Here is a 20,287-nt window from a genome sequence, read left to right on the forward strand (position 1 = left end):
CGGAACCCCGGACACAGCCACTGACGGAACCCCGGACACGGCCACTGATGGGAACGCTGCAGCCGACGACGTCACCTCGTCGGCTGCAGCGTCTGAACATCCGCCCCGCCCAACCGGTTTCGGCTCACACGGTGCGGATGGGGCTCTCCACCCCAGCGACGATGTGCCGACGGCGGGTGGGCATCATCATCGTCGGATGCGAGATGCTCCAGGCGGTGCTCGCGCAGATCAACTCTTTGATGCGGGCGCCGATCCGGCCGGTGAGGACGGTGGAGGTGACCTCGTCGGCAGGTGTCACCCGCTGGACGATCGCGTCGCGGCGGCCGAGGCTGACGCACTGCAACGCGTATCCGATCGTGGTCTCCGGCACTTTGCGTCCGGTCAGCCGCGCGGCGAGGACGTCGGCGGCCAGCCACGCCATGGGAGTTGCTGTGGCGCAAGCCATCCGGAGTGGTTTGCCGCCCACACCGGCGGCGATCGCGGCGTCACCGACCGCGTACACGTCGGGGTGTGAGACCGAGCGCATGCCGGCGTCGACGACGATCCGACCGGTCTCGGACACCTCCAGAGTGGTGGCGGCCGCGATCGGATGCACGGTGAAACCGGCGGTCCACACGGTCACATCGGCCGGAAGCTCCCCGGCGGCAGTGACCACGGCGTTCGCTTCGACGCGCGCGACATCCGCATTCTCGTGCACGGTGATGCCGAGCCGGTCGAACACGCGGTCCAGGTGCCGCTGCGCCTTCTCGCTGAGCCAGTCGCCGGCACCGCCGCGGGCGGCGATCGCCACGGCCAGTTCGGGATACGCCTCGGCGATCTCGGTGGCCGCTTCGATACCGGTCAGGCCACCGCCGACGATCAACACCGTCGCACCGGGCGTCAGTTCGGCCAACCGTGCCCGCAGCCGCGACGCGGCCTGCTTCCCCGCGATGTCGTAGGCATGCTCGGCGACGCCGGGAACGCCGTGATCGGTGGTGGTGCTGCCGAGCGCGTACACGAGGGTGTCGTAGCCGAGGGTGTCGTGGCCGTGCTCGCCGACCAGGTCGACGGTCTTGCGGTCGACGTCCACCGCGGTCACCCAGGCGGTCCGAACCTGCACACCGGTGCCCGCGAAGACCGCGCGCAACGGCCGCGACGGCAGGTCCTGTCCGCTCGCGAGCTGATGCAAGCGGATCCGCTCGACGAATTCGGTGTCGGCGTTGACCAAGGTGATCTCGACGTCGTCACCGTGCAGCCGCTTGGCGAGGCGGCCGGCGGTGTTGGCTCCGGCGTATCCGGCGCCGAGGACGACAATGCGATGCTTCATGGCTCGCTCCTATCTGGGTTGTGCTCACCTCCTGAACCGGACAGCCGCACAATCCCTGACAGGTAAGGGATGAGAGCTGCGTCACCACGTCCAGTCGAGCGGCTGCGGCTGTTCGCTCGCCGTCCACTGCCGCGTCAGGTGGGTCAGCTTCTCGGGGTTGACCTGGATGTGGATTCGGGCGACGCCCGCGGGGGTCGCGTCGAGGCAGAAAACGCCGATCACCTGCGCGTCGACCTCCACGAGCAGCGCGGGCGCACCGTTGGCGACGACGGCATAGAAGGCCGGGGTGCCGCCGATCATCTCGCGTTTGCCCTCGGTCCGCCGGAACAGTCCACGCAGGTAGCGCGCGATCTGCAGCGCACCCAGCACCGGGGTCTTCCGGGCATGCACCCGGCCGCCGCCGTCGGCCACGCTGACCGCGTCGTCGGTGAGTAACCGGATCAGCGAGTCGGTGTCACCGCTGAGCGCGGCGGCAAGGAATTCCTCGACGACCTTGCGGGCCGCGACCGTATCGATCTCGGCGCGGGCCCGCTCATCGCTGAGATGCTGTTTGGCACGTCGATAGATCTGCTGACAGTTCGCTTCGGTGAGGTCGAGCAGCTCGGCGATTTCGCGATGGGAATACCCGAAAGCTTCCCGCAGCACGTACACGACCCGCTCATTGGGCGAGAGCCGTTCCATCAGGGTGAGCATCGCCATCGAGACGGACTCGCGCTGCTCGGCGCTGTCGGCCGGACCCAGGATCCGGTCGCCGGCCAGGACGGGTTCCGGAAGCCACTGTCCCACATAGGTTTCCCGGCGCGCCCGAGCCGAGGTCAGCTGGTTCAAGCAGATGTTCGTGAGCACCTTCGTCAACCAGGCCACGGGCGTCTCGATCAGCGTCCGGTCCGCCGCGTGCCAGCGCAGGTACACGTCCTGCACCGCGTCCTCGGCATCGCCGGCCGACCCGAGGAGCCGGTAGGCGATCGCCTCCAGGCGGCCCCGGTAACCCTCGAACAGATCGGCCTCTTGCATGCTGAGCGACATGACCCCATGGTCGGCCATGCAGGCCTGGCGCGTCCACCCGCCCCCGGCCCGGCCGATCCGCCGATGCGCCCACGAACACCGCAGGTCAGCGACAGCTCAACTGCCCGAGGCGGTTTCGTCGAACGACCAGGCGTCGAGGTCCGCGCGCATGCAGGCCCGGGGCCAGTCGTCCAGACCGTGCGCGGCTTCCGCGTCGCGGATCGCGTGCAGGCCGGGCGTCTGTTCCTCGTCGGGGAGGTAGCGGAACCCGATCCGCTCGTAGTACGGCCCGTTCCAGGCCACCTCGGTGAACGTGGTGAGCGTCATCGCCTGCGTCCCTCGGGCTTTCGCCCAGCGGACGGCATGGTCGATCAACTGTTTGCCGATCCGCCTGCCGCGATGGTCGGGGTGCACCGAGACCTGGTCGATGTGCACGTCGCCGTCGACCAGCTCGGCCATCAGGTAGCCGATCGGCGGGTCGGCGTCGTCGGTCCACACCCAGACGCGCCCGGCCTGCTGGGCCTCGCGCAGTATCTCCAGTGCGGGCGGGTCGTCCTCCGCGACAGCGGTCATCCCGATTTCGGCGAACGGTTTTCCCGCCGCAATCTCGATTTGCTGAAGGGCAGGCAGGTCATCCTCGGTCGCCGGACGGATCACAGACACGCACCCATTATCGGGTCCAGGTGACCGGTGTGCCGAGAATGCCGTCGATGAGCACCTGAAGTGCCCACTGTGCGCGGGCGTCACCGTCGCCGGAGGTCAAGGATTCGCGCATCGACACGACCATCGGATAGCGGTCGGCGGGGAGCGCGGCATAGCGCGCGGTGACCTCCGCGATGTGCTGGTCGGCGCGCATGCCCTTGGTGTTGTAGGCGCTCTGCTCGGCGGCGGCCGCGGTGATGTAGAGGAACAGCAGGTCCACGGCCCAGGAGTTGGTCTGCTCGGCCACCCCGCCCTCGGCGAGCAGCGCGAGCATGCGATCGACCAGCGCCAGCGCGTTCTCGCCGGTGGGGATGGCGCCGAGCGCGACCAGCGCGACCCCCTCGTGCCTGCTCATCACCGCAATCGCCGAGTGCACCAGCTCGACGAGCCGTTCGCGCCAGGTGCCGCCGACCGGTTGCTCGATCATGCCGAGCACATGATCGAGCATGGCCGCCATCAGGTCGTCGCGATTGGCGACGTAGACGTACAGCGAAGCCGCACCGGTGTCGAGATCCTGGGCGACCCGGCGCATGGTCAGGGCGGCGAGGCCGTCCTGGTCCAGGATGCGCAGCCCGGTCTCGATGATCACCTCGCGGCTCAGCGGCGCCTTGGCCGGGCGCGCTCGACGGCTCACAGGCGCTTCTTTCATAGGGCGAGCATACGCCATTACGAACAGTGTTTGACACGAACAGCGTTCGTCTCGTATCGTTTCACTCGAACGAACAACGTTCGTCAACCTTTTCGCTCGGATCCGCCGTCGCGCCGATCGGCGAGCGCTACTCACCAAGGACTTCCCATGTTTCTCATCACCGGCGGCCGCGGCGCGGTCGGCACCCATCTGCTGGATCTGCTGCGCACCGACGGCCATTCCGTCCGTGTCGGCTCGCGGCGACCCGAAGAATTGGCGTTGCCCGCCGATGTCCCCGCCCTCGCCTGCGACCTGACCGACCCGAGCACGTTTCCCGCCGCACTGTCCGGCGTCGACGCGGTGTTCCTCTACGCCGAACCCGCGGCGATCACCGAATTCGTCGCCGCCGCAACCGAAGCCGGCGTCGAGCACATCGTGCTGCTCTCGTCGGCCTCGGTGCTCGGTCCCGATGCGGCGAACAACCCGATCGGAAAAGCACACCTGGACACCGAGATCGGGCTCGCCGACGCACCGATGACCGTCACCGTGCTGCGCCCCGGCACCTTCGCGGGCAACGCGCGATTCTGGGCCGGGCCGATCAAGGCCGGACAGCCCGTCAGCCTCCCCTACCCGAACGCCTACGCCGAGCCGATCCACGAACGCGATATCGCCGCCTGCGCCCACGCGGTGCTCACCGCGCCGAAACACCGTGGCGGCCAACACAGTCTGACCGGTCCCGAAGCGCTGACCTTCCGCGAACAACTCGACCGCGTCGCCTCGGTCCTCGGCCGCCCCGTCCCGATCGCCGAAATCACCGCTGAGGAATGGAAGGAACAGATGGCACCCCATATGCCAGGTTTCGTCGCCGACGGCCTGCTCGAGCACTGGCGCCGCCACGACGGCGTCCCGATCCCACTCACCGACACCGTCACCACCCTCACCAGCCAGCCACCCCGCACCTTCACCACATGGTTGCAGGAGCACGCCGCCGAATTCCAGAACTGACCGGTGCAGGTCTGCGATCCACCCGTATGAAACGTCCGGTGCCTCGAGCCCGGTCACGGTATGCGCCACCATCGAGCGCCCTCGTCGCCGTGGCGGGCCGGGGACAGTCTCGTCGGGCGCAAGCCGATGGACAGTCTCGTCGGCGACCTCGCGGGCCGGGTCGCAATACGCGAAGTCGGCGAGCGCTCTCGCCACCGCGGCAGAGATGTGCCGGCAACGCGCGAGTGCATTGATCGGCCCTACCCGCGGGGTCGAGCCGCCCATGTGCGGCAGTTGGCGTGTTCGGGAAGTGGGCGGGGTGGTTGCGGAGGAGATGGTGGCCACAGTGGGGCGTGTGGGTGAATAGCGTGGATGATCGGGTTGTCGCTGGTCGGGCGGTTGTGCGGGTGGGGGTCAGATGTGTACCCGGGGTGTCGAATTCGGCCGGGGAAGATCAATCCGCGGTGGGTTGGGACGGCGGGAGTTCGGTGGTCACGCACGGTTCAAGGCACCGGTTTGCCTCAGGTTCACGCTCTATGCTGGCTTCGAAAGTCGGTAGTGCGCCGGGAAGGAGGGCGCGGGTGCGCAGCAAACCGTCCACCGTGGGTATCGCGCCGGGCAACGGCCTGGTCGCGCGCTTCGGTGGCATTGTCGTCTATCTGTCGGGTGAAACCGCTTCCACCGAGCGAATTCTCGGCACGATCGAGGCAGTCGCCGAGTTCGACCGCCCCGGCGCGGCCCTGGCCCAACGTCTCGCGGCCGTGGTCTTCGCCGGCACCGCCGAACCGCAACACTTCGGCGTGCTCGCACCCACCGACGACGGCACCCTCATCCTGCTGCGTGGACCGGTGTTCGCCGAGATCAACGGCGCCGAAGGCACCCGGCGCCTCGACGGCACCCGCGCCTTCACCTGGGTCGACGAGATCGTCCGCGAACCGTTCCGCCGCATCACGATCGGCGCGGCCGGCACCGCCGCCCTGAAAGCGTTGCCCCGCACCGACCTCCGCGCCGGCATCGCCCCCGGCGGTGGTTTCGTCCTGAATGCCGCACTCCGCCGCGCCGCAAAAACTCCGCGCCGTCCCGCCGAAACCCCACCCCCCGCCGTAGACCTCACCGCCCACCGCGCTCGCACCCGCCCCGCCTCATCGACCAGCGAACCAGAACCCACCACCGCCTCAGCTGGTCCCCACGCCAACACAAACGATCCGCGCGCCGCCACGCCGACCGACGAACGCGGCCGCACGACCACGTCGGGTGCCTCCGACACCCGCGCCAACGCGAACCGATCTCGCGCCGTCTCGTTGAACAGCGCACGCGAACAGGATGCCGTCCCTGGTGTCTCCAACACCCAACAACTGCACACCGCCACCGCTGACGGTGCGTCCGGCACGTCGGTCCAACGCTCTGACGCAGTAGCCGCCGCAGGACGTTCGTCGGGAAGTTCCGCATCGAGTGCAAGTAGTGGCACGGCGGCGGTCGAGCCGGATTCGGCTGCGGGTATCACCGCCACAGCGGCAGACCCAGCCGCGCAGCAACTGCACACCGCCACTGCGACCACAAACGGTGCGTCCGGCTCATCGGCCCAACGCTCTAACGCGGTGGGGACGGAACGTTCGTCGGCGAAGGGTGCGGGCCGCACCCCGATGGTCGAGCCGGAGCCGACCGCGGCTGCGGGTATCACCGTGGCTTCGGCAACAGGCGCTGCTGGGAAACGCCCTCGCGCCACCTCAGTTCAGGGCGGGTCTTCGAAGCAACCTGCTGCGGCAGAAGGCAATTCAGCGGACATCCCCCTCGACCCGACGGCCGCCGCAGGATTCGCGGCCGCCTCGGACTCCAGCACGGAGGCAGCTGGGGCCGGGCCGAAAGGGACAGCTGCGGCGAAGCGACAGTCGGCCTCGTCGGCGAAGAAGGCGGGGAGCCCCAGCGCGAGCGGCTCAGCCGGGGCACGGCCCACCATTTCCACAGACGAGCTCGAGGCCACAGCCGCTTCGGGTTTCGGCGCGACGCCGGAGCCGACCGGCGAATCCGATGCGGTCGCGCCGTCTGCCGGCACGCGCTCATCTACAAACGTGAATGCCGAGGCGTCCCCGGCGGAAGCCGATCGACCGCGCGTGGGCTCGTCATCGAATATCGCTGGGACGCAGAGTGTTTCGCCGGGCTCGGACGCACCGTCCAAAACAGCTGGTCGGTCGAGCGCGACGCCGGGCGCTTCCGCAGCGGCACAAGGTGGTTCGGCCGCGTATCCGCGACGCCCGGGACGTCCACTGCCGCGCCCACGTCCACCTATCGGGAGCAAGGCTGCGGCGGATCGCCCGCTGGCCTGGTCGCAGGCGCGGCAGCCGGGTGGCCGGCCGGAACCTGTGGCGCTGCATCGTCCTTCGGAGAACCGTGGACTGCGGGTGATGCGACCGGTGCTGGATCGGGCGGTCGGCGCGCTGATCCTGGAGAACGGCACCGCGTATCCGCTCGATCGTCCCTACGTGATCGGGCGCGGTCCCCAAGCCGACGACGCGGTGCGTGCCGCCACCGCTGCGCCGATCGTGATTCAACGTGACCGTCATGTCTCGCGGGTGCACGCCTACGTCTCGGTCGATGACGGCAAAGTCTTCGTCCGCGACGCCACCGCCACCTCCGGCACTTTCATCGCCCCACCCGGCACCGACCAGTGGACCCGAATCACCACCTCCCCCACCGAACTTCGCCCCGGCTGGAGCGTCCGCATCAGCGACCGCGTCCTCACCTACCGCCCCGACGACCGCCCGGCTTCCTGAGCGCGTCCATCCGCGATTCCAGATGGACGCTTGATCACCAGGTAATGGTGGCGGAGAGCACTCGGGCGATGCCGCCAGGATTACCTGGTGATCATGCGTCCGGCTCAGACCAGCCCGCTACCAGGTCACCGGGAGTTGCTGGACACCATAGGTGCCGAGACCTTCGGGCCGCAGGGGGACCTCGTTCGGCGGGACGGCAAGACGCAGGGTCGGGAAGCGCGACAACAGGGCGGGCAGGGCGGTGCGGAGTTCGACTCGGGCCAGCTGCTGACCGAGGCACTGGTGGACGCCGTGGCCGAAACCCAGGTGCCCGGTGGCGTTGCGCCGCAGATCGAGGGTGTCGGGGTCGGGGAAGCGCGCCGGATCGCGGTTGGCAGCGTGCGCCGAAAGGGCGACTGTTTCACCGGCTTTGATGATCTGTCCGGCTACCTCGACATCCTGCAGGGCTGACCGGGTGAGGGTGTGCGCGAGAGTCAGGTATCGCATCAACTCTTCGATCGCACGATCGGCGGAGCCGGGGTCGGCGCGCAACGCGGACAACTGCTCAGGGTGGCGCAGGAGCGCGAAAGTGCCGAGCGCCAACATGTTCGCGGTGGTGTCGAATCCGCCGATGAGCAGCAGCACCGCGACGCCGGTGAGTTCGTCCTCGCCGAGCTCGGTGGCGGTCAGCTCGCTGAGCAGATCGTCAGTGGGTGCGCGGCGTTTGTCGGCGGCCAAACGCCGCATGTAGTGCCGCGCCTCCTCGAAAACGGCCAGTCCTTGTTCGAGGGGAATGTTCGGATCGTTCATCTTGGTGACGAGATCGGCAACCAGATGCTGGAACCGAGGACGGTCATTGTCCGGTACACCGAGCAGTTCGCAGATCACCAGCGCCGGAATCGGATACGCGAACGCGGTCAGCAGATCCAGTGGGCCGCCGCACGTCTCCATAGCGTCCAGGTATTCGGCGCTGACTTGCGCGACGTGCGCGGTGAGCAGTTGCATCCGTCGCACGGTGAACTTGCCGGCCAACAGCTTTCGATAGCGCGTGTGCTCGGGAGCGTCGAGGTTGAGGAAGTCACCGGGCGGCGCCGGTGGGAGCGGGCCGAGGTCCACGATCGGGGAGTGCGTGAGCTCGGCGCGCGCACTGAAACGCGGATCGGCCAGGATGGCGCGCACGGTGGCGTATCCGGTGGCCAACCAGCCGTGGTGGCCGTCCGGAAACACCATGCGGGTCAGCGGATTCCGGGCCCGCAGCGCGCCCAGCTCGACGGGCGGATCGAACGGGCAACCCGCAGGACGGTCGGAGGGTATCGCGAAAACGGTGGTCAGCTCGGTCATCGATTTCCTTCTGGTGCAGGGAGGCAACGATGAACGGAACGTACGTAGCATTCAGGTAATGCTCAACGGAGAACGCACGAATAGTTACCGTCAATGCAGGTAAAGTCACTTTCGGCGATGCAATGACCTTGCCACCGAATGTGCCTGAACCGTCGAATCGTGCAATGAGCTGGCGCTGAATGCACGCCACTGCGACCGAAGGAGAACCGCGCCGATGCCAGGAGGCAGGCTCACCCTGCACGAGCGGGAATGTATCGCGGACGGGCTGTCCGCCGGACTCGGCTACGCCCAGATCGCACGCCGGCTCGAACGACCGTCGTCGACCGTCAGCCGCGAAGTGAACCGCAACGGCGGGCCCGGTCGCTATCGCGCCGAACGGGCACACCGGGCCACCGAGGCGCGTGCCCGGCGTGGTAAAGCGGCGGTGGCCACGCAATCGGATTCGGGCGCAGCGGAATTCGCGGCAGACAGCGCGGCGGTACGCGAGTTCGCGGCGCAGTTCACCGAGTTGTTCGTCTACGATGGCATGCCGCGGATGCAGGCGCGCGTGATGACCTGCCTGCACCTCACCGATTCCGGCAGTCTCACCGCCGCCGAGCTGGCGCGCTGGCTCGAAGTCAGCCCCGCGTCCATCTCCACTGCCGTCGCCGCTCTGGAGCAGCGGGATCTCATTCGCCGGGAACGTGACGCCCGCCGGGACCGCTACTGCATCGACGACGAAACCTGGTACCGCACGACGCTCAACCTGGCGCGCGCTGCCGAGGTGAGGGTCGAGGCGGCGCGCCGCGGTGCCGAAATACTGGGTGCGACAACGGGAGCCGGTGCCCGCCTGACCGAGATCAGCCGATACCTCGATTATCTCGGCAAGCAGATGGTCCAGGTCGTCGAACGCTGGCCTCGCCCGTGAGATCAGCCGTCCTTCACGACGCCCGACGACGGGCGCGACGAAGGTAACGGCGGCGCTTGCCGATTCGGCGCGCCGCAACGGACATCGCAACGCCTGCCGCCGCAGCCGAAGCAGCGCAGCATGCGGCGGTGAAGACGGTCGGCGGCACTGCGAGCAGAACCCATCTCGCGCCGAGCAACGCGACCGCGAGCAGCGCGGCGCTGACCGCCAGTCCGAGGGCATTGGCGAATCCGCCACGGCCACTGCGCAAACGACGCATGTTGGATTCCAGATAGGCGAGCGCGAAGAGTGCCAGCAGCACAACACACCCCGCGGTCACCGTGGTGGTCGAGCGTTGGACGGTGCGGAGTTCGACACGCTGCGTGGCGATTTCCGCGCCATTGCGCAGCAGCACCAACTCACCGGTCAGTGTGCCCGCCATGACGTGCTCGTTGACGGGCGCGGGAAGCGAGGCTTGCCGATCGCCCGGTGCGAAAGGCACGGTCTCCCCGCCGAGCGGCACCCCGAGCAACGTCACCTTCAACGCCGCCGAATCGGCATCAATACCGTTGGCCTGCAACGAAGTCGGCTTCGTCAAATCGATCTCGACCGCACCCGTTGCCGGATCTTCGCCACCGAGCAGCACCGCGCCGGGCGCGAGATCCCCACCGATCGACGGCCCGCTCCCCACCAGACCCAGCACCACCGCCACGACCGCGAGCGCCGAACCGATCACGAGCGGCACCCGCGGCGAAGCAAGGGTGACCACCTGCTGGATCGGCCGCAGATCCCGCCGATCCAGCTCCACCAACCGAGCCCCACGCGCCGGTGCCGCACCCCGCGGCCGGACCCTAGTCGTCGCCGCCCCCGCAACCCGCTGCCCAACAAAAGGCCCCACCCCCGCCGGATACCCGGACCGAGCCCCGCCAACAGGCCGAACCCCGTCCGCCGGTGGCAAGCCGCCCGGAGCACCAGCAACACGCGATCCCCCAGGAACAGCTCCCGGCCTAGGCCCAGCAGGTCGATACCGACGTCCGGGCGGAGCAACCGGCCCCGATCCGGCACCGGATTGCGAGCTCCCGGCCCCTGCCGGATACCACTGAACAGTAGGCGGGGCGGTGCCGCGCGGAGTCCGAGGTGGTGCGCTCGACGGCGGCGCGGTCTCCGCGTCCGACACCGGCGTAGGCGGGAGCGCCGAGCCGCTGCCGGGTGGTGGGGTTCTGGAGGGATGGGGGCGGCTGCTGCCGGTCGCGGCGGCGACTATGGTGTCGGCGCCGATCACCGGGATGCCGACGGGGGCGAGCCAATTCTGGCCCCAGCAGTACACGGCCGGGCGGGCGAGGGCGATACCGAAGGATTCGGCGGTGGCGAAACGCTGGGCGGGATCGGTGGCGAGTCCGCGCATCACCACGGCGGCAATGGGTTCCGGCACATTCGGCGCGACTTCGCCGAGCGGGATCGGCTCGTCGAAGGCGTGCGCGAACAGCATGGCCAGCGGTCCCTCGCCCGGCGGGAACGGCAGCACGCCCGACAAGAGCTGATAGAGCATCGTGGCCAAGGCATACACGTCGGTGGCCGGTGAGAGTGGTTGTCCGCGAGCCTGTTCCGGGGCGATGTAGGAGGGGGTGCCGATGATGTCGCCCGCTTTGGTCACCAAAGTCTCGTCACCACCGACGATCTTGGCGATGCCGAAGTCGGTCAGTTTGATCGCACCACCCGCCGCGAACATCAGATTCGCCGGTTTGACGTCGCGGTGCAGCACCCGATGCCGATGCGCGGCCGTCAATCCGGCCGCGCAGGATAAGGCGATCGCGACGGCGCTGGCGAAATCGTAACCGTCCGTGGCGAACCGCTCGCCCACCGTGCCGCCCGGCAGGTACTCCATCACCAGCAGACACAGCTCCTCGTGCTCCAGGTAGTCGAAAACCCGCACCACATGCGGATGGTCGATGGCGGCGAGCACCCTGGCCTCGGCGACGAACCGGCGCCGGACCCGTTCGTCGTGCACGAACTGCGCCGGAATCTGTTTGATCGCCACCGGTCTGCGCAGCCGGCGATGGGTCCCCGCGAGCACCACCCCGCACCCGCCCCGGCCGAGTTCCGCACCGATGTCGTAGGCGGGCAACGCCTCCCGCAATCGCGCGCCCTGCTCGGTCACAACCTGGGCCTCTCGGGCGGGAATCGTTGCGTGTCTGCCTCCGCGATCTCGTCCGGCGCCGCGAACTCGTCCCCCACCGCGGCCTCGTCCGGCTCGTCGTCTGCTGCCTCATCCGGTTCCGGCGTCGGTGACGCGTAGCCGAGCAGGAACGCGACGGCGGCGGTGACACCGGCGAAGGCCAGCCACAGGCTGGTGTCCGGCACCCACCACCGGGCGACCGACGCGGTGAACGCGAACACCAGCCCGATCCCGAGCCCGGGGGCGAGCAACCGCAACCCGCGCTGCCAGCGATTGACCGAAAGCCGATGGCGCGCAACGGCCAGCGCCGCATCCGCGATCGCCAGGGCGGTGAGGGTCGCGAGCGCGATCCCGAACAACCCGTAGACCGACCACAGCGACCCGCGCACATCGGTGATCAACGGGATGGCCGCCACCTTCGCGCTGTCCGCGCCGTACACCGCCAGCTCGCCGCCGAGGAACCCGACCGCCTGCCCCTCCAGCCCGCGCAACTCCAGCCGATATCGCAGCGATTCGGCCCCGCCCGGCGGGATGGTCAATTCGACGGCGGTGGAATAGGAGAAGAAGCTCAGGCCGAGCACCTGCCCGGCCAGATCCACGTGCCGGATCTCGACCGGCGCACCTGTCTTGTTGGACAGTTCGATCGCGACCCGGACGGTACTGCCCGGCTCGAGCCGCAGGGGGTCATCGACAGATGTGTCCGCGATATCGCGCCCGTCGAAGTTGGCGGACATGTCGACGCCGTCCGGGCGCGCTGTCGCCGGAGCCGCAGGCCCCCACAGCACCGTCAGCAGCAGCATCGGTCCGAGCACAGCTCCGATGCCGCGGTACAGACCGCTCATTCGCCCCTCCGCGCCGGTAGATGCGAAATCAGCCGATGGCCGTAATACCAGCCGCCGAACAGGAGGAAGAACAGGATCACCATCAAAGTGCCGGTGCCGGAACCGATGCTGCTGACCAGCACCACGTCCAGCGGCGCGGTCAGCGTCCGTCCACATTTCGCCGTCACCTCATGCCTGCCCACCTCGACGGCACCGGTGGTCAACGGAACTTCGAACGCCCCGTCCGGTCCCGCCACGGTTTTTCCCACGGCCACATCCCCGATCGCGACCTGAACCGGAGCCTGCGGATCACACCCCTGCCCACTCGCCCGGACCCCGGCACCGGGACCGATCGCCGTCGGCATGAGAGCCAAGGCGGGAGAAGGCAATTCACGCGGCAAGGGTTGCGGCGCGGGCTCCGGCGGAGGCACGCCGGGCACCCGCGCCGGATTCCGCGGTGGGACAACGGCATCCGGCGGGCGCACCGGCGGCGGTGCCGGAACATCAGGTGGCCTGGGATCACCCGGCACGGGCTCACCCGGCTTGGGATCACACGAGCCAGGGCTGCCGGGTCTGGGATCACAGGGCGGCGGATCACACGGCCTAGAACTCCCCGGCTTCGGATCGCACGGCGGCGGATCACACGGCCTAGAACTCCCCGGCTTCGGATCACAGGGCGGCGGATCACACGGCCTAGAACTCCCCGGCTTCGGATCGCACGGCGGCGGATCACATGGCCTGGAACTACCAGGTTTCGGGTCACACGGCTGCGGATCACACGGCCTGGAACTACCAGGTTTCGGGTCACACGGCTGCGGATCACACGGCCTCGAACTACCCGGCTTCGGGTCACACGGCGGCGGATTACACGGCCTCGAGCTACCCGGCTTCGGGTCACACGGCGGCGGATCACACGGCCTCGAACTACCAGGCTTCGGGTCACACGGCTGCGGATCGTTCGGTTTCGGATCCCCCGGCTTGGGATCGCTAGGTGTTCCGGGGTCCGGCCTCGGATGCCCCGGCTTCGGCTCCCCAGGTTTCGGATCGCCGGAGGGCCCAGGACACGTCGGCCCATTCCCCTCCCCGCACGGAACGGGCTGCCGAGGTTGCGGCGCCACCGGCCCATCCCGCGTCCCCTCAGAGGTCCCACTCACCTCCGGCTGAGCAGGCACATCCCGCGCTCCACCATTCGGCGGCGCAGGCCGCTGCTGCGGCGGAGGAGGCTGCGGCGGCGGCTGCGGCGGCGGCGGCGGCGGCGGCGGCGGAACCTGTGCTGGAGCAGGCGCGCCCGTCCCATCCCTGGTCCCACCCCCATCCGACGCCGGCGGCTTGGGCGTCGTCGGCTGCCGCACCAGCACGGGCCCCACCCAACCAACCTGACCACCGGAACCCGCAAGAACCTGAGCAGGAGCAAAGGCCGCCGCCCCGTCCCCACCCGATGCCACCGTCGGACCGGTCAGCAACCCCACCACGCCAGGCCCACCCCCACCAGACCCACCCCCACCAGACCCACCACAGCTCAACGCCACGACGCACAACACCCCCAGCCCAGCGACTTGTCTCGCATGCCGGGTTCGCGCTTGCCGGGACAGTGCACCGACACGCGCAACGACTGGTGCCAACGTCCCCATCGGCCGTGCTCTCGCTAGGCGTACCTCCGCCGTCGCTTCGGTCAAGTGGTGTGCCGGCGGAGTCCGTCCGGCCGCCCCCTGATGCGTGCGGATCACTAGCATCGTAATGCTCTGTGCGCCAACGCGGAGCCAACTCCGGCGCGCCGCTCGCCGGCTGACCGGCGGCTGGGCGCGGCGCCGGGGCGCGGCGCATGTTCCGCCCCCTGGACGTTCCCAGTGCCTACCATCGAGGTAACCGGTCCACTGCCCGACTCAGACACCGCGAAGAGGACAATACGAACTATGCACCGTAACGGGCCGACCCAGGATATCGACGAGTCCGAGCTCACCGTCTCCGCGCCGAAGGAGCAGGCGGCGGGTGTCACCGCGGTCGCGGTGTCGCTGCGCCGCGCGGTGGAGGAGATGGGCGTGATTCGCACTGCCCGCACTTTGGCGCGAGTCAACCAGGTGCACGGCTTCGACTGCCCCGGCTGCGCCTGGCCGGAGCCGACGGGTCATCGCCGTCCGGCCGAGTTCTGTGAGAACGGCGCGAAGGCGGTGGCCGAGGAAGCCACGCTGCGCACGGTCACGCCCGAGTTCTTCGCCGCGCATTCGGTCGAGGAGCTGGCGGGCAAGTCGGGGTATTGGCTCGGCCAGCAGGGCCGGTTGACCCATCCGATGGTGTTGCGCCCCGGCGACACTCACTATTCGCCGATCGGGTGGGACGACGCCTACCGGTTGATCGCGGATCAGCTGGGCACCTTGGCTTCGCCCGACGAGGCCGTCTTCTACACCTCCGGTCGCACCAGCAACGAGGCCGCCTTCCTCTACCAGCTGCTGGTCCGCAGCTTCGGCACGAACAATCTGCCGGACTGTTCGAACATGTGCCACGAGTCCTCGGGTGCCGCGCTGACCAGCTCGATCGGTATCGGCAAGGGTTCGGTGTCGATCGATGATTTCGCCGCAGCAGACCTGATCATCGTCGCCGGGCAGAATCCCGGCACCAACCATCCGCGCATGCTGAGCGCGCTGGCGAACGCGAAATCCGAGGGTGCCAGGATCATCGCGATCAACCCGCTGCCCGAGACCGGCTTGCTCGGCTTCCGGGATCCGCAGACCGTCAAGGGTTTCACCACCGGCGTCGCGATCGCCGACGACTTCCTGCAGATCCGCCTGGGCGGTGACATGGCGCTGTTCCAGGCGCTGGGCCGGTTGTTGTTCGAGGCGGAGGACCGCGCCCCGGGCACCGTCGTCGACCGGGAGTTCGTCGACGCGCACTGTGCTGGTCTGGCCGAGTACGAAAAGCAGGTCCGTGCCGTCGATTTCGATACGGTGCTCGCCGCGACCGGCCTGAGCCGGGCCGAGATCGACCGCACCGCGAAGTATCTGGCCGAGGCGAAGAACGTCATCATCTGCTGGGCGATGGGCCTGACCCAGCAGTCGCACGGTGTCGCGACCATCGAGGAGGCGACGAATCTGCTGTTGCTGCGCGGGATGATCGGCAAACCGGGCGCGGGGGTCTGCCCGGTGCGCGGGCATTCGAACGTGCAGGGCGACCGCACCATGGGCATCTGGGAGAAGATGCCGGACACCTTCCTCGACGCGCTGGACCGGGAGTTCGGTATCACCAGCCCGCGCAAGCACGGGTGGGACACGGTCGACGCGATCCGCGCGATGCGGGACGGTCGCGCCGCGGTGTTCATCGGGATGGGCGGCAATTTCGTCTCGGCCACCCCCGATACCGAGGTGACCGAGACCGCCCTGCGCAATTGCGCACTGACGGTACAGATTTCCACCAAACTCAACCGCAGCCATGTCGTGCACGGCCGGACCGCGTTGATCCTGCCGACGCTCGGCCGCACCGACAAGGATCTGCGAGACGGCGTGAAACAGCAGGTGTCGGTGGAGGATTCGATGTCGATGGTGCATCTGTCCACCGGCCGGCTCGATCCGGTGAGCAAGCACCTGCGCAGCGAGGTCGCGATCGTCTGCGATCTGGCCCTGACCCTGTTCGGCGCGGATCATCCGGTGCCGTGGGCGCGTTTCCGCAGCGACTACGACACCGTCCGCGACGCGATCTCCCGGGTGGTTCCCGGGTGCGCCGACTACAACGCGAAGGTGCGCGCCCGCAACGGGTTCGTCCTACCGCACCCGCCCCGGGACAGCCGCGAATTCCGTACCAGCACCGGCAAAGCCAACTTCGCGGTGAACGAACTCACCTGGACCCCGGTCCCGGAGGGCAGACTGATCCTGCAGACGCTGCGCAGTCACGACCAGTACAACACCACCATCTACGGCTTGGACGACCGCTACCGCGGCGTACACGGCGGGCGCAAGGTGGTGCTGGTGCACCCCGAGGACATCGCGGCGCTCGGCTTCGCCGAAGACGAACTGGTGGACGTGATCTCGGAGTGGACCGACGGAACCGAACGGCGCGTCGAGGGTTTCCGTCTGGTCGGTTATCCGACCCCGCGCGGTAACGCGGCCGCCTACTACCCCGAGACGAATCCGCTTGTGCCACTGGACCATGTCGCGGCGCGGTCGAATACGCCGGTCTCCAAATCGGTCACCATCAGATTGCAGCGTGCCAGTCATGAGTAGAGTCACCGCCCGCCGCCGGACGCGCCGGATCTCGCCGACCGGGGAGATCCAGCGCCCCGACACCCTGGCCGTCGAAGAGCCGCTGGAGATCCGGATCGGCGGCCGGTCGCTGACCGTCACCATGCGCACGCCGGGCAACGATGTGGACCTGGTGCACGGATTCCTGTTGAGCGAGGCCATGATCGGCGTCGCCGAGGACATCACGGCGGCCCGCTACTGCTCGGGCACCGACGACGACGGCCGCAACACCTACAACGTTCTCGATCTCACGCTGCGCACCCCGGTCCCGGTGCAGACCCGCAGCTTTCTGACCACCGGCGCCTGCGGACTCTGCGGGAAGACCGCCCTGGACGAGGTGCGCAAGAACACCCGCTATCCGATCGCCGAGAAGGGCATCGCGGTGGACCCGCACACACTCGGCGCCATGCCGGAGACGTTGCGCGGCAAGCAATCCCTGTTCGAGGCCACCGGCGGGCTGCACGCGGCGGGTCTGTTCGCCGCCGACGGCACCGTGCTCGCCGTGCGCGAGGACATCGGCAGGCACAACGCGGTGGACAAGGTGATCGGCTGGGCGCTGCGGCAGAATCGGGTCCCCGCAGCCGATCTGGTGCTCATCGTGAGCGGACGCGCCTCGTTCGAGCTGGTGCAGAAGGCGGTGATGGCGGGCATTCCGATGCTCGGCGCGGTCTCGGCGCCCAGTTCGCTCGCGGTCGACCTGGCCGCCGAGGCGGGACTCACGCTGGTCGGATTCCTGCGCGGCGACACGATGAACGTCTACACCCACCCGGATCGGGTCGTCGCCTCGAACGCCACGCCGATGCCGGCCTGAGCACCCTTGCCCGACCCGGAGGCCGGCTTTACCGTGACAGCTACGTGATCGGAGCGGTTCGGCGGGAACGGAGAGACCGATGCGGATTTCGGTGGAGGGCACGCAGGAGGGGCTGCGCGTGCGGATGCGGTTCGAGCAGTATCGCCGCCGGCTGCTGGCGACTCGAATCATCTTGGTGGTGTTGGCCGTTCAGGGCGCGATCAGCGGACTGTGGGCCACGGTGGCGCCGCACTCCTGGTACACCAGCTTTCCCGGTTTCGGCATGCGATGGGTCGCGGCGGACGGCCCGTACAACCATCATCTCGCGGCCGACGTCGGCGCGTTCTTCCTCGCCTTGACCGCGGTATCGATTGCCGCGCTGGTGGTCGACGGCACCACCGTGGCACGGATCGCGGGCCTGGGCTGGCTCGTCTTCAGCGTCCCGCACGTCGTTTATCACCTCTTCCACCAACCCGAGGGGATGAGCACCGTGAGTTTCACGCTGAGCGTGCTCGCCTCGGCCCTGCTGGTGGCGCTCGCCGCGGCCTGCGTGCTGCTGCCGCCGCGCGGCGATATTCCGATGTCGGATCCGAGCCCGATCACTGTCCGGTTTCCGCGCCGCAAACGGGGTTAGGAACGACAACGCCCCACAGCCCGTGCCGGCGCTGTGGGGCGTTTGAACTGTCTATGCGGTCGTGCGCGGGCTCAGCCGCGCCACCGAGGTAGAGCTGTTCGGTCCGCTTAGCCCCGTCAGTCCTTCAGGGCGTCGAGCAGGGCCGCACGCTGCCGCGCGCCGAGCCCACCGATACGACGATCCTCCGGGATCTCGGCCTGGTCCATCAGCTTGGCCGCCTTCACCGGTCCGACACCGGGCAGAGCCTTGATCACCGCGGCGACCTTGGTCTTCTTGACCAGCTCATCGGAGTCGGCCTTCTTCAGCAGATCGGCGACCGAAACCTTGCCCGCCTTCACCTTGCCGATCAGTTCGGAGCGCGCCTTGCGGACCGCTGCCGCTTTGGCCAGCGCCTCAGTGCGCTGCTCCGCGGTCATGGTAGGCAGTGCCATGTCTCCTCCGCTTCCACTCGTCACTCGAACATCTGGTTGACCGGACCGAGTAAACAGCACTTCACCGGCAGCGCAAGGTCGACACACCGGGACCATTTCGGCGGAGTTAGCGATGAGTTTCCTGGACCGGGGCCGTTGAGAGCAGTAATCGAGCGGCACACAACGGGCAAATCGGATGAACAATGACTTCCGGTCCGCACATCGAAACGGACGTAACACCGCACCCGATCGATGCGACACAATGGACGAAAGCATCAGCGCGGGATCAAGGTTCAACGGCGAACCACGGGAGATCAACGGCGATTTCCGGCTCCGGGCGCGATCGGTTTCCCCGATCGTCACCGTGTCTCGTCAGCGCCGATGCCGACAAAAGAAGAGCGACTGCGGGGGCAAGCCAAACTTTGGGGGGACTTCGCGACAGGCCGAAGCGCCGTCGCCCGTTCGACGAATGAGCGGATCCATTGCTTGACCGCCCCCGCAGGCGTCGAACGAGGACGAAAGCAGCGGCGTCCACCGTTGGGTTCTGTCCGAATCAAACCATCGTCAGCGCGTGGCCGGTTTCCTACCGTTCACTGCCGTGACCACTCATCTGAGCACTCCGCTCAACGATATCGGCGACGCCACCGCGCAAGCGGTCGCGACCGACCCCGCGAACGCGCTGGTGGTGTTCCGCGCCGCAGGCACCCCGGAAGGCACGGTGGGCAGCACGATCACCGCGCGCCGGCACGTTGTCCGGGTGGACGAACCACCCACGCTCGGCGGCGCGGACAGCGCCGCCAATCCCGTCGAGGTCTACCTCGCCGCGCTGATCTCCTGCCAGGTGGTGACCTACCGCTTCTGGGCCCAGCGACTCGGGATCGCCGTCGACGAACTCGAGGTCCAGGCCGAAGGAGATCTCGACGTCCGCGGCTTCTTCGGCCTGGACGACAGCGTCCGCGCCGGCTTCCAGGCCGTCCGGGTGACCGTCCGGATCTCCGGGCCGGAGACACCGCAGCGGTACGCAGAACTCCAGCGCTCGGTCGACGCGCACTGCCCGGTCCTCGATCTCAGCACCGGCGCCACGCCGGTCGAAACCACCCTGATCACCAACTAGCCACCGCGATAAACCAGGAGCATCGATGACAGAGTCGCTCGACCCGTCCGCGACGTGGAGTTTCGAGACCAAGCAGGTCCATGTCGGCCAGGTCCCCGACGGCACCACCAGCGCCCGCGCGCTGCCGATCTACCAGACCACCTCCTACACCTTCCGCGATACCGACCACGCGGCGGCGCTGTTCGGCCTGGCCGAGCCGGGCAATATCTACACCCGGATCATGAACCCCACCCAGGACGCGGTGGAGCAGCGGATCGCGGCGCTCGAGGGTGGTGTCGCGGCGCTGCTGCTCTCGTCCGGGCAGGCGGCGGAAACGCTGGCGATCCTGAACCTCGCGGGCGCGGGCGATCACCTGGTGTCCAGTCCGCGGTTGTACGGCGGCACCTACAACCTCTTCCACTACACGCTGCCCAAGCTCGGCATCGAGGTGTCCTTCGTCGACGACCCGGACGACCTCGAGCAGTGGCGCGCCGCGATCCGGCCGAACACCAAGGCGTTCTACGGCGAGACC

18 protein-coding genes are annotated in these 20,287 nt (G+C 68.4%); 8 read left to right on the top strand and 10 right to left on the bottom strand.

Going from position 1 to position 20,287, the window contains the following annotated elements:
- Positions 1-124: 124 nt before the first annotated feature.
- From NVU01S_RS05780 to NVU01S_RS05795, 4 genes are all read right to left on the bottom strand, one after another.
- Positions 125-1,306, bottom strand: a complete 1,182-nt coding sequence (locus NVU01S_RS05780) for an NAD(P)/FAD-dependent oxidoreductase (protein ID WP_043672925.1) — start codon at positions 1,304-1,306, stop codon at positions 125-127.
- An 81-nt stretch (positions 1,307-1,387) separates the two neighbouring features.
- Entirely contained in the window at positions 1,388-2,332 is a 945-nt protein-coding gene (locus NVU01S_RS05785) for an RNA polymerase sigma-70 factor (protein WP_043673100.1), read from the bottom strand.
- Between the two features lie 96 nt (positions 2,333-2,428).
- Positions 2,429-2,974: a GNAT family N-acetyltransferase gene (locus NVU01S_RS05790; RefSeq protein WP_237748273.1), complete on the bottom strand. Its 546-nt coding sequence runs from the start codon at positions 2,972-2,974 to the stop codon at positions 2,429-2,431.
- Between the two features lie 7 nt (positions 2,975-2,981).
- Positions 2,982-3,662 carry a TetR/AcrR family transcriptional regulator gene (locus NVU01S_RS05795; protein WP_043672923.1) on the bottom strand — a complete coding sequence of 227 codons (681 nt, stop codon included), beginning with the start codon at positions 3,660-3,662 and terminating at the stop codon, positions 2,982-2,984.
- Positions 3,663-3,809: 147 nt separating this feature from the next.
- Here NVU01S_RS05795 and NVU01S_RS05800 point away from each other — a divergent pair, with 147 nt between their 5' ends.
- Positions 3,810-4,646, top strand: coding sequence for an SDR family oxidoreductase (locus NVU01S_RS05800; protein ID WP_043672920.1), 837 nt, complete (start codon positions 3,810-3,812; stop codon positions 4,644-4,646).
- Between the two features lie 506 nt (positions 4,647-5,152).
- Here the strand turns inward: NVU01S_RS05800 and NVU01S_RS44120 are convergent.
- Positions 5,153-5,746 carry a hypothetical protein gene (locus tag NVU01S_RS44120; protein ID WP_167829401.1) on the bottom strand — a complete coding sequence of 198 codons (594 nt, stop codon included), beginning with the start codon at positions 5,744-5,746 and terminating at the stop codon, positions 5,153-5,155.
- A gap of 1,281 nt (positions 5,747-7,027) precedes the next feature.
- Between NVU01S_RS44120 and NVU01S_RS44125 the strand changes: the two genes are divergently transcribed.
- Positions 7,028-7,396 (top strand): FHA domain-containing protein, encoded by a 369-nt coding sequence (locus NVU01S_RS44125; RefSeq protein WP_209444814.1) that lies wholly within the window; start codon positions 7,028-7,030, stop codon positions 7,394-7,396.
- Between the two features lie 117 nt (positions 7,397-7,513).
- On the opposite strand, the gene NVU01S_RS05810 is transcribed toward NVU01S_RS44125, so the two are convergent.
- Positions 7,514-8,716 carry a cytochrome P450 gene (locus NVU01S_RS05810; protein WP_043672915.1) on the bottom strand — a complete coding sequence of 401 codons (1,203 nt, stop codon included), beginning with the start codon at positions 8,714-8,716 and terminating at the stop codon, positions 7,514-7,516.
- Between the two features lie 214 nt (positions 8,717-8,930).
- Here NVU01S_RS05810 and NVU01S_RS05815 point away from each other — a divergent pair, with 214 nt between their 5' ends.
- Positions 8,931-9,623, top strand: coding sequence for a MarR family transcriptional regulator (locus NVU01S_RS05815; RefSeq protein ID WP_043672913.1), 693 nt, complete (start codon positions 8,931-8,933; stop codon positions 9,621-9,623).
- Positions 9,624-9,636: 13 nt separating this feature from the next.
- Here the strand turns inward: NVU01S_RS05815 and NVU01S_RS05820 are convergent, their stop codons facing one another.
- Genes NVU01S_RS05820 through NVU01S_RS05830 form a run of 3 tightly spaced genes read right to left on the bottom strand, consistent with a single transcriptional unit; the run spans position 9,637 to position 12,868 of the window.
- The gene (locus NVU01S_RS05820) at positions 9,637-11,760 is read right to left on the bottom strand and encodes a serine/threonine-protein kinase (RefSeq protein WP_043672911.1); all 2,124 of its coding nucleotides are present in this window, start codon (positions 11,758-11,760) and stop codon (positions 9,637-9,639) included.
- Entirely contained in the window at positions 11,757-12,620 is an 864-nt protein-coding gene (locus NVU01S_RS05825) for a hypothetical protein (RefSeq protein WP_052280752.1), read from the bottom strand. The genes NVU01S_RS05820 and NVU01S_RS05825 overlap by 4 nt, the downstream gene beginning before the upstream one ends.
- On the bottom strand, positions 12,617-12,868 hold the full coding sequence (locus NVU01S_RS05830; protein WP_156161641.1) for a hypothetical protein: 252 nt from the start codon (positions 12,866-12,868) through the stop codon (positions 12,617-12,619). The genes NVU01S_RS05825 and NVU01S_RS05830 overlap by 4 nt, the downstream gene beginning before the upstream one ends.
- A gap of 1,644 nt (positions 12,869-14,512) precedes the next feature.
- Here NVU01S_RS05830 and NVU01S_RS05840 point away from each other — a divergent pair.
- From NVU01S_RS05840 to NVU01S_RS05850, 3 genes are all read left to right on the top strand, one after another.
- Positions 14,513-16,810: an FdhF/YdeP family oxidoreductase gene (locus NVU01S_RS05840; protein WP_043673461.1), complete on the top strand. Its 2,298-nt coding sequence runs from the start codon at positions 14,513-14,515 to the stop codon at positions 16,808-16,810.
- Complete coding sequence (gene fdhD / locus NVU01S_RS05845; RefSeq protein ID WP_043673464.1) at positions 16,803-17,639, top strand: formate dehydrogenase accessory sulfurtransferase FdhD; 837 nt, start codon at positions 16,803-16,805, stop codon at positions 17,637-17,639. Before NVU01S_RS05840 ends, fdhD begins: the two co-directional genes overlap by 8 nt.
- A 79-nt stretch (positions 17,640-17,718) precedes the next feature.
- Positions 17,719-18,252 carry a hypothetical protein gene (locus NVU01S_RS05850; protein WP_043673467.1) on the top strand — a complete coding sequence of 178 codons (534 nt, stop codon included), beginning with the start codon at positions 17,719-17,721 and terminating at the stop codon, positions 18,250-18,252.
- A 116-nt stretch (positions 18,253-18,368) separates the two neighbouring features.
- Here NVU01S_RS05850 and mihF read toward each other — a convergent pair whose 3' ends face one another.
- A complete protein-coding gene (mihF, locus tag NVU01S_RS05855) occupies positions 18,369-18,683 on the bottom strand; it encodes an integration host factor, actinobacterial type (RefSeq protein ID WP_029895202.1) in 315 nt (104 codons plus the stop codon).
- A 577-nt stretch (positions 18,684-19,260) separates the two neighbouring features.
- Here mihF and NVU01S_RS05860 point away from each other — a divergent pair.
- Both NVU01S_RS05860 and NVU01S_RS05865 read left to right on the top strand, forming a co-directional pair.
- Positions 19,261-19,776: an OsmC family protein gene (locus tag NVU01S_RS05860; protein ID WP_175068866.1), complete on the top strand. Its 516-nt coding sequence runs from the start codon at positions 19,261-19,263 to the stop codon at positions 19,774-19,776.
- A 25-nt stretch (positions 19,777-19,801) separates the two neighbouring features.
- Positions 19,802-20,287: PLP-dependent transferase (locus NVU01S_RS05865; RefSeq protein WP_175068867.1), on the top strand; the 486-nt coding region annotated here is incomplete at its 3' end.

The sequence above is a fragment of the Nocardia vulneris genome (assembly GCF_001613425.1).
Taxonomy (GTDB): Bacteria; Actinomycetota; Actinomycetes; order Mycobacteriales; family Mycobacteriaceae; genus Nocardia; species Nocardia vulneris.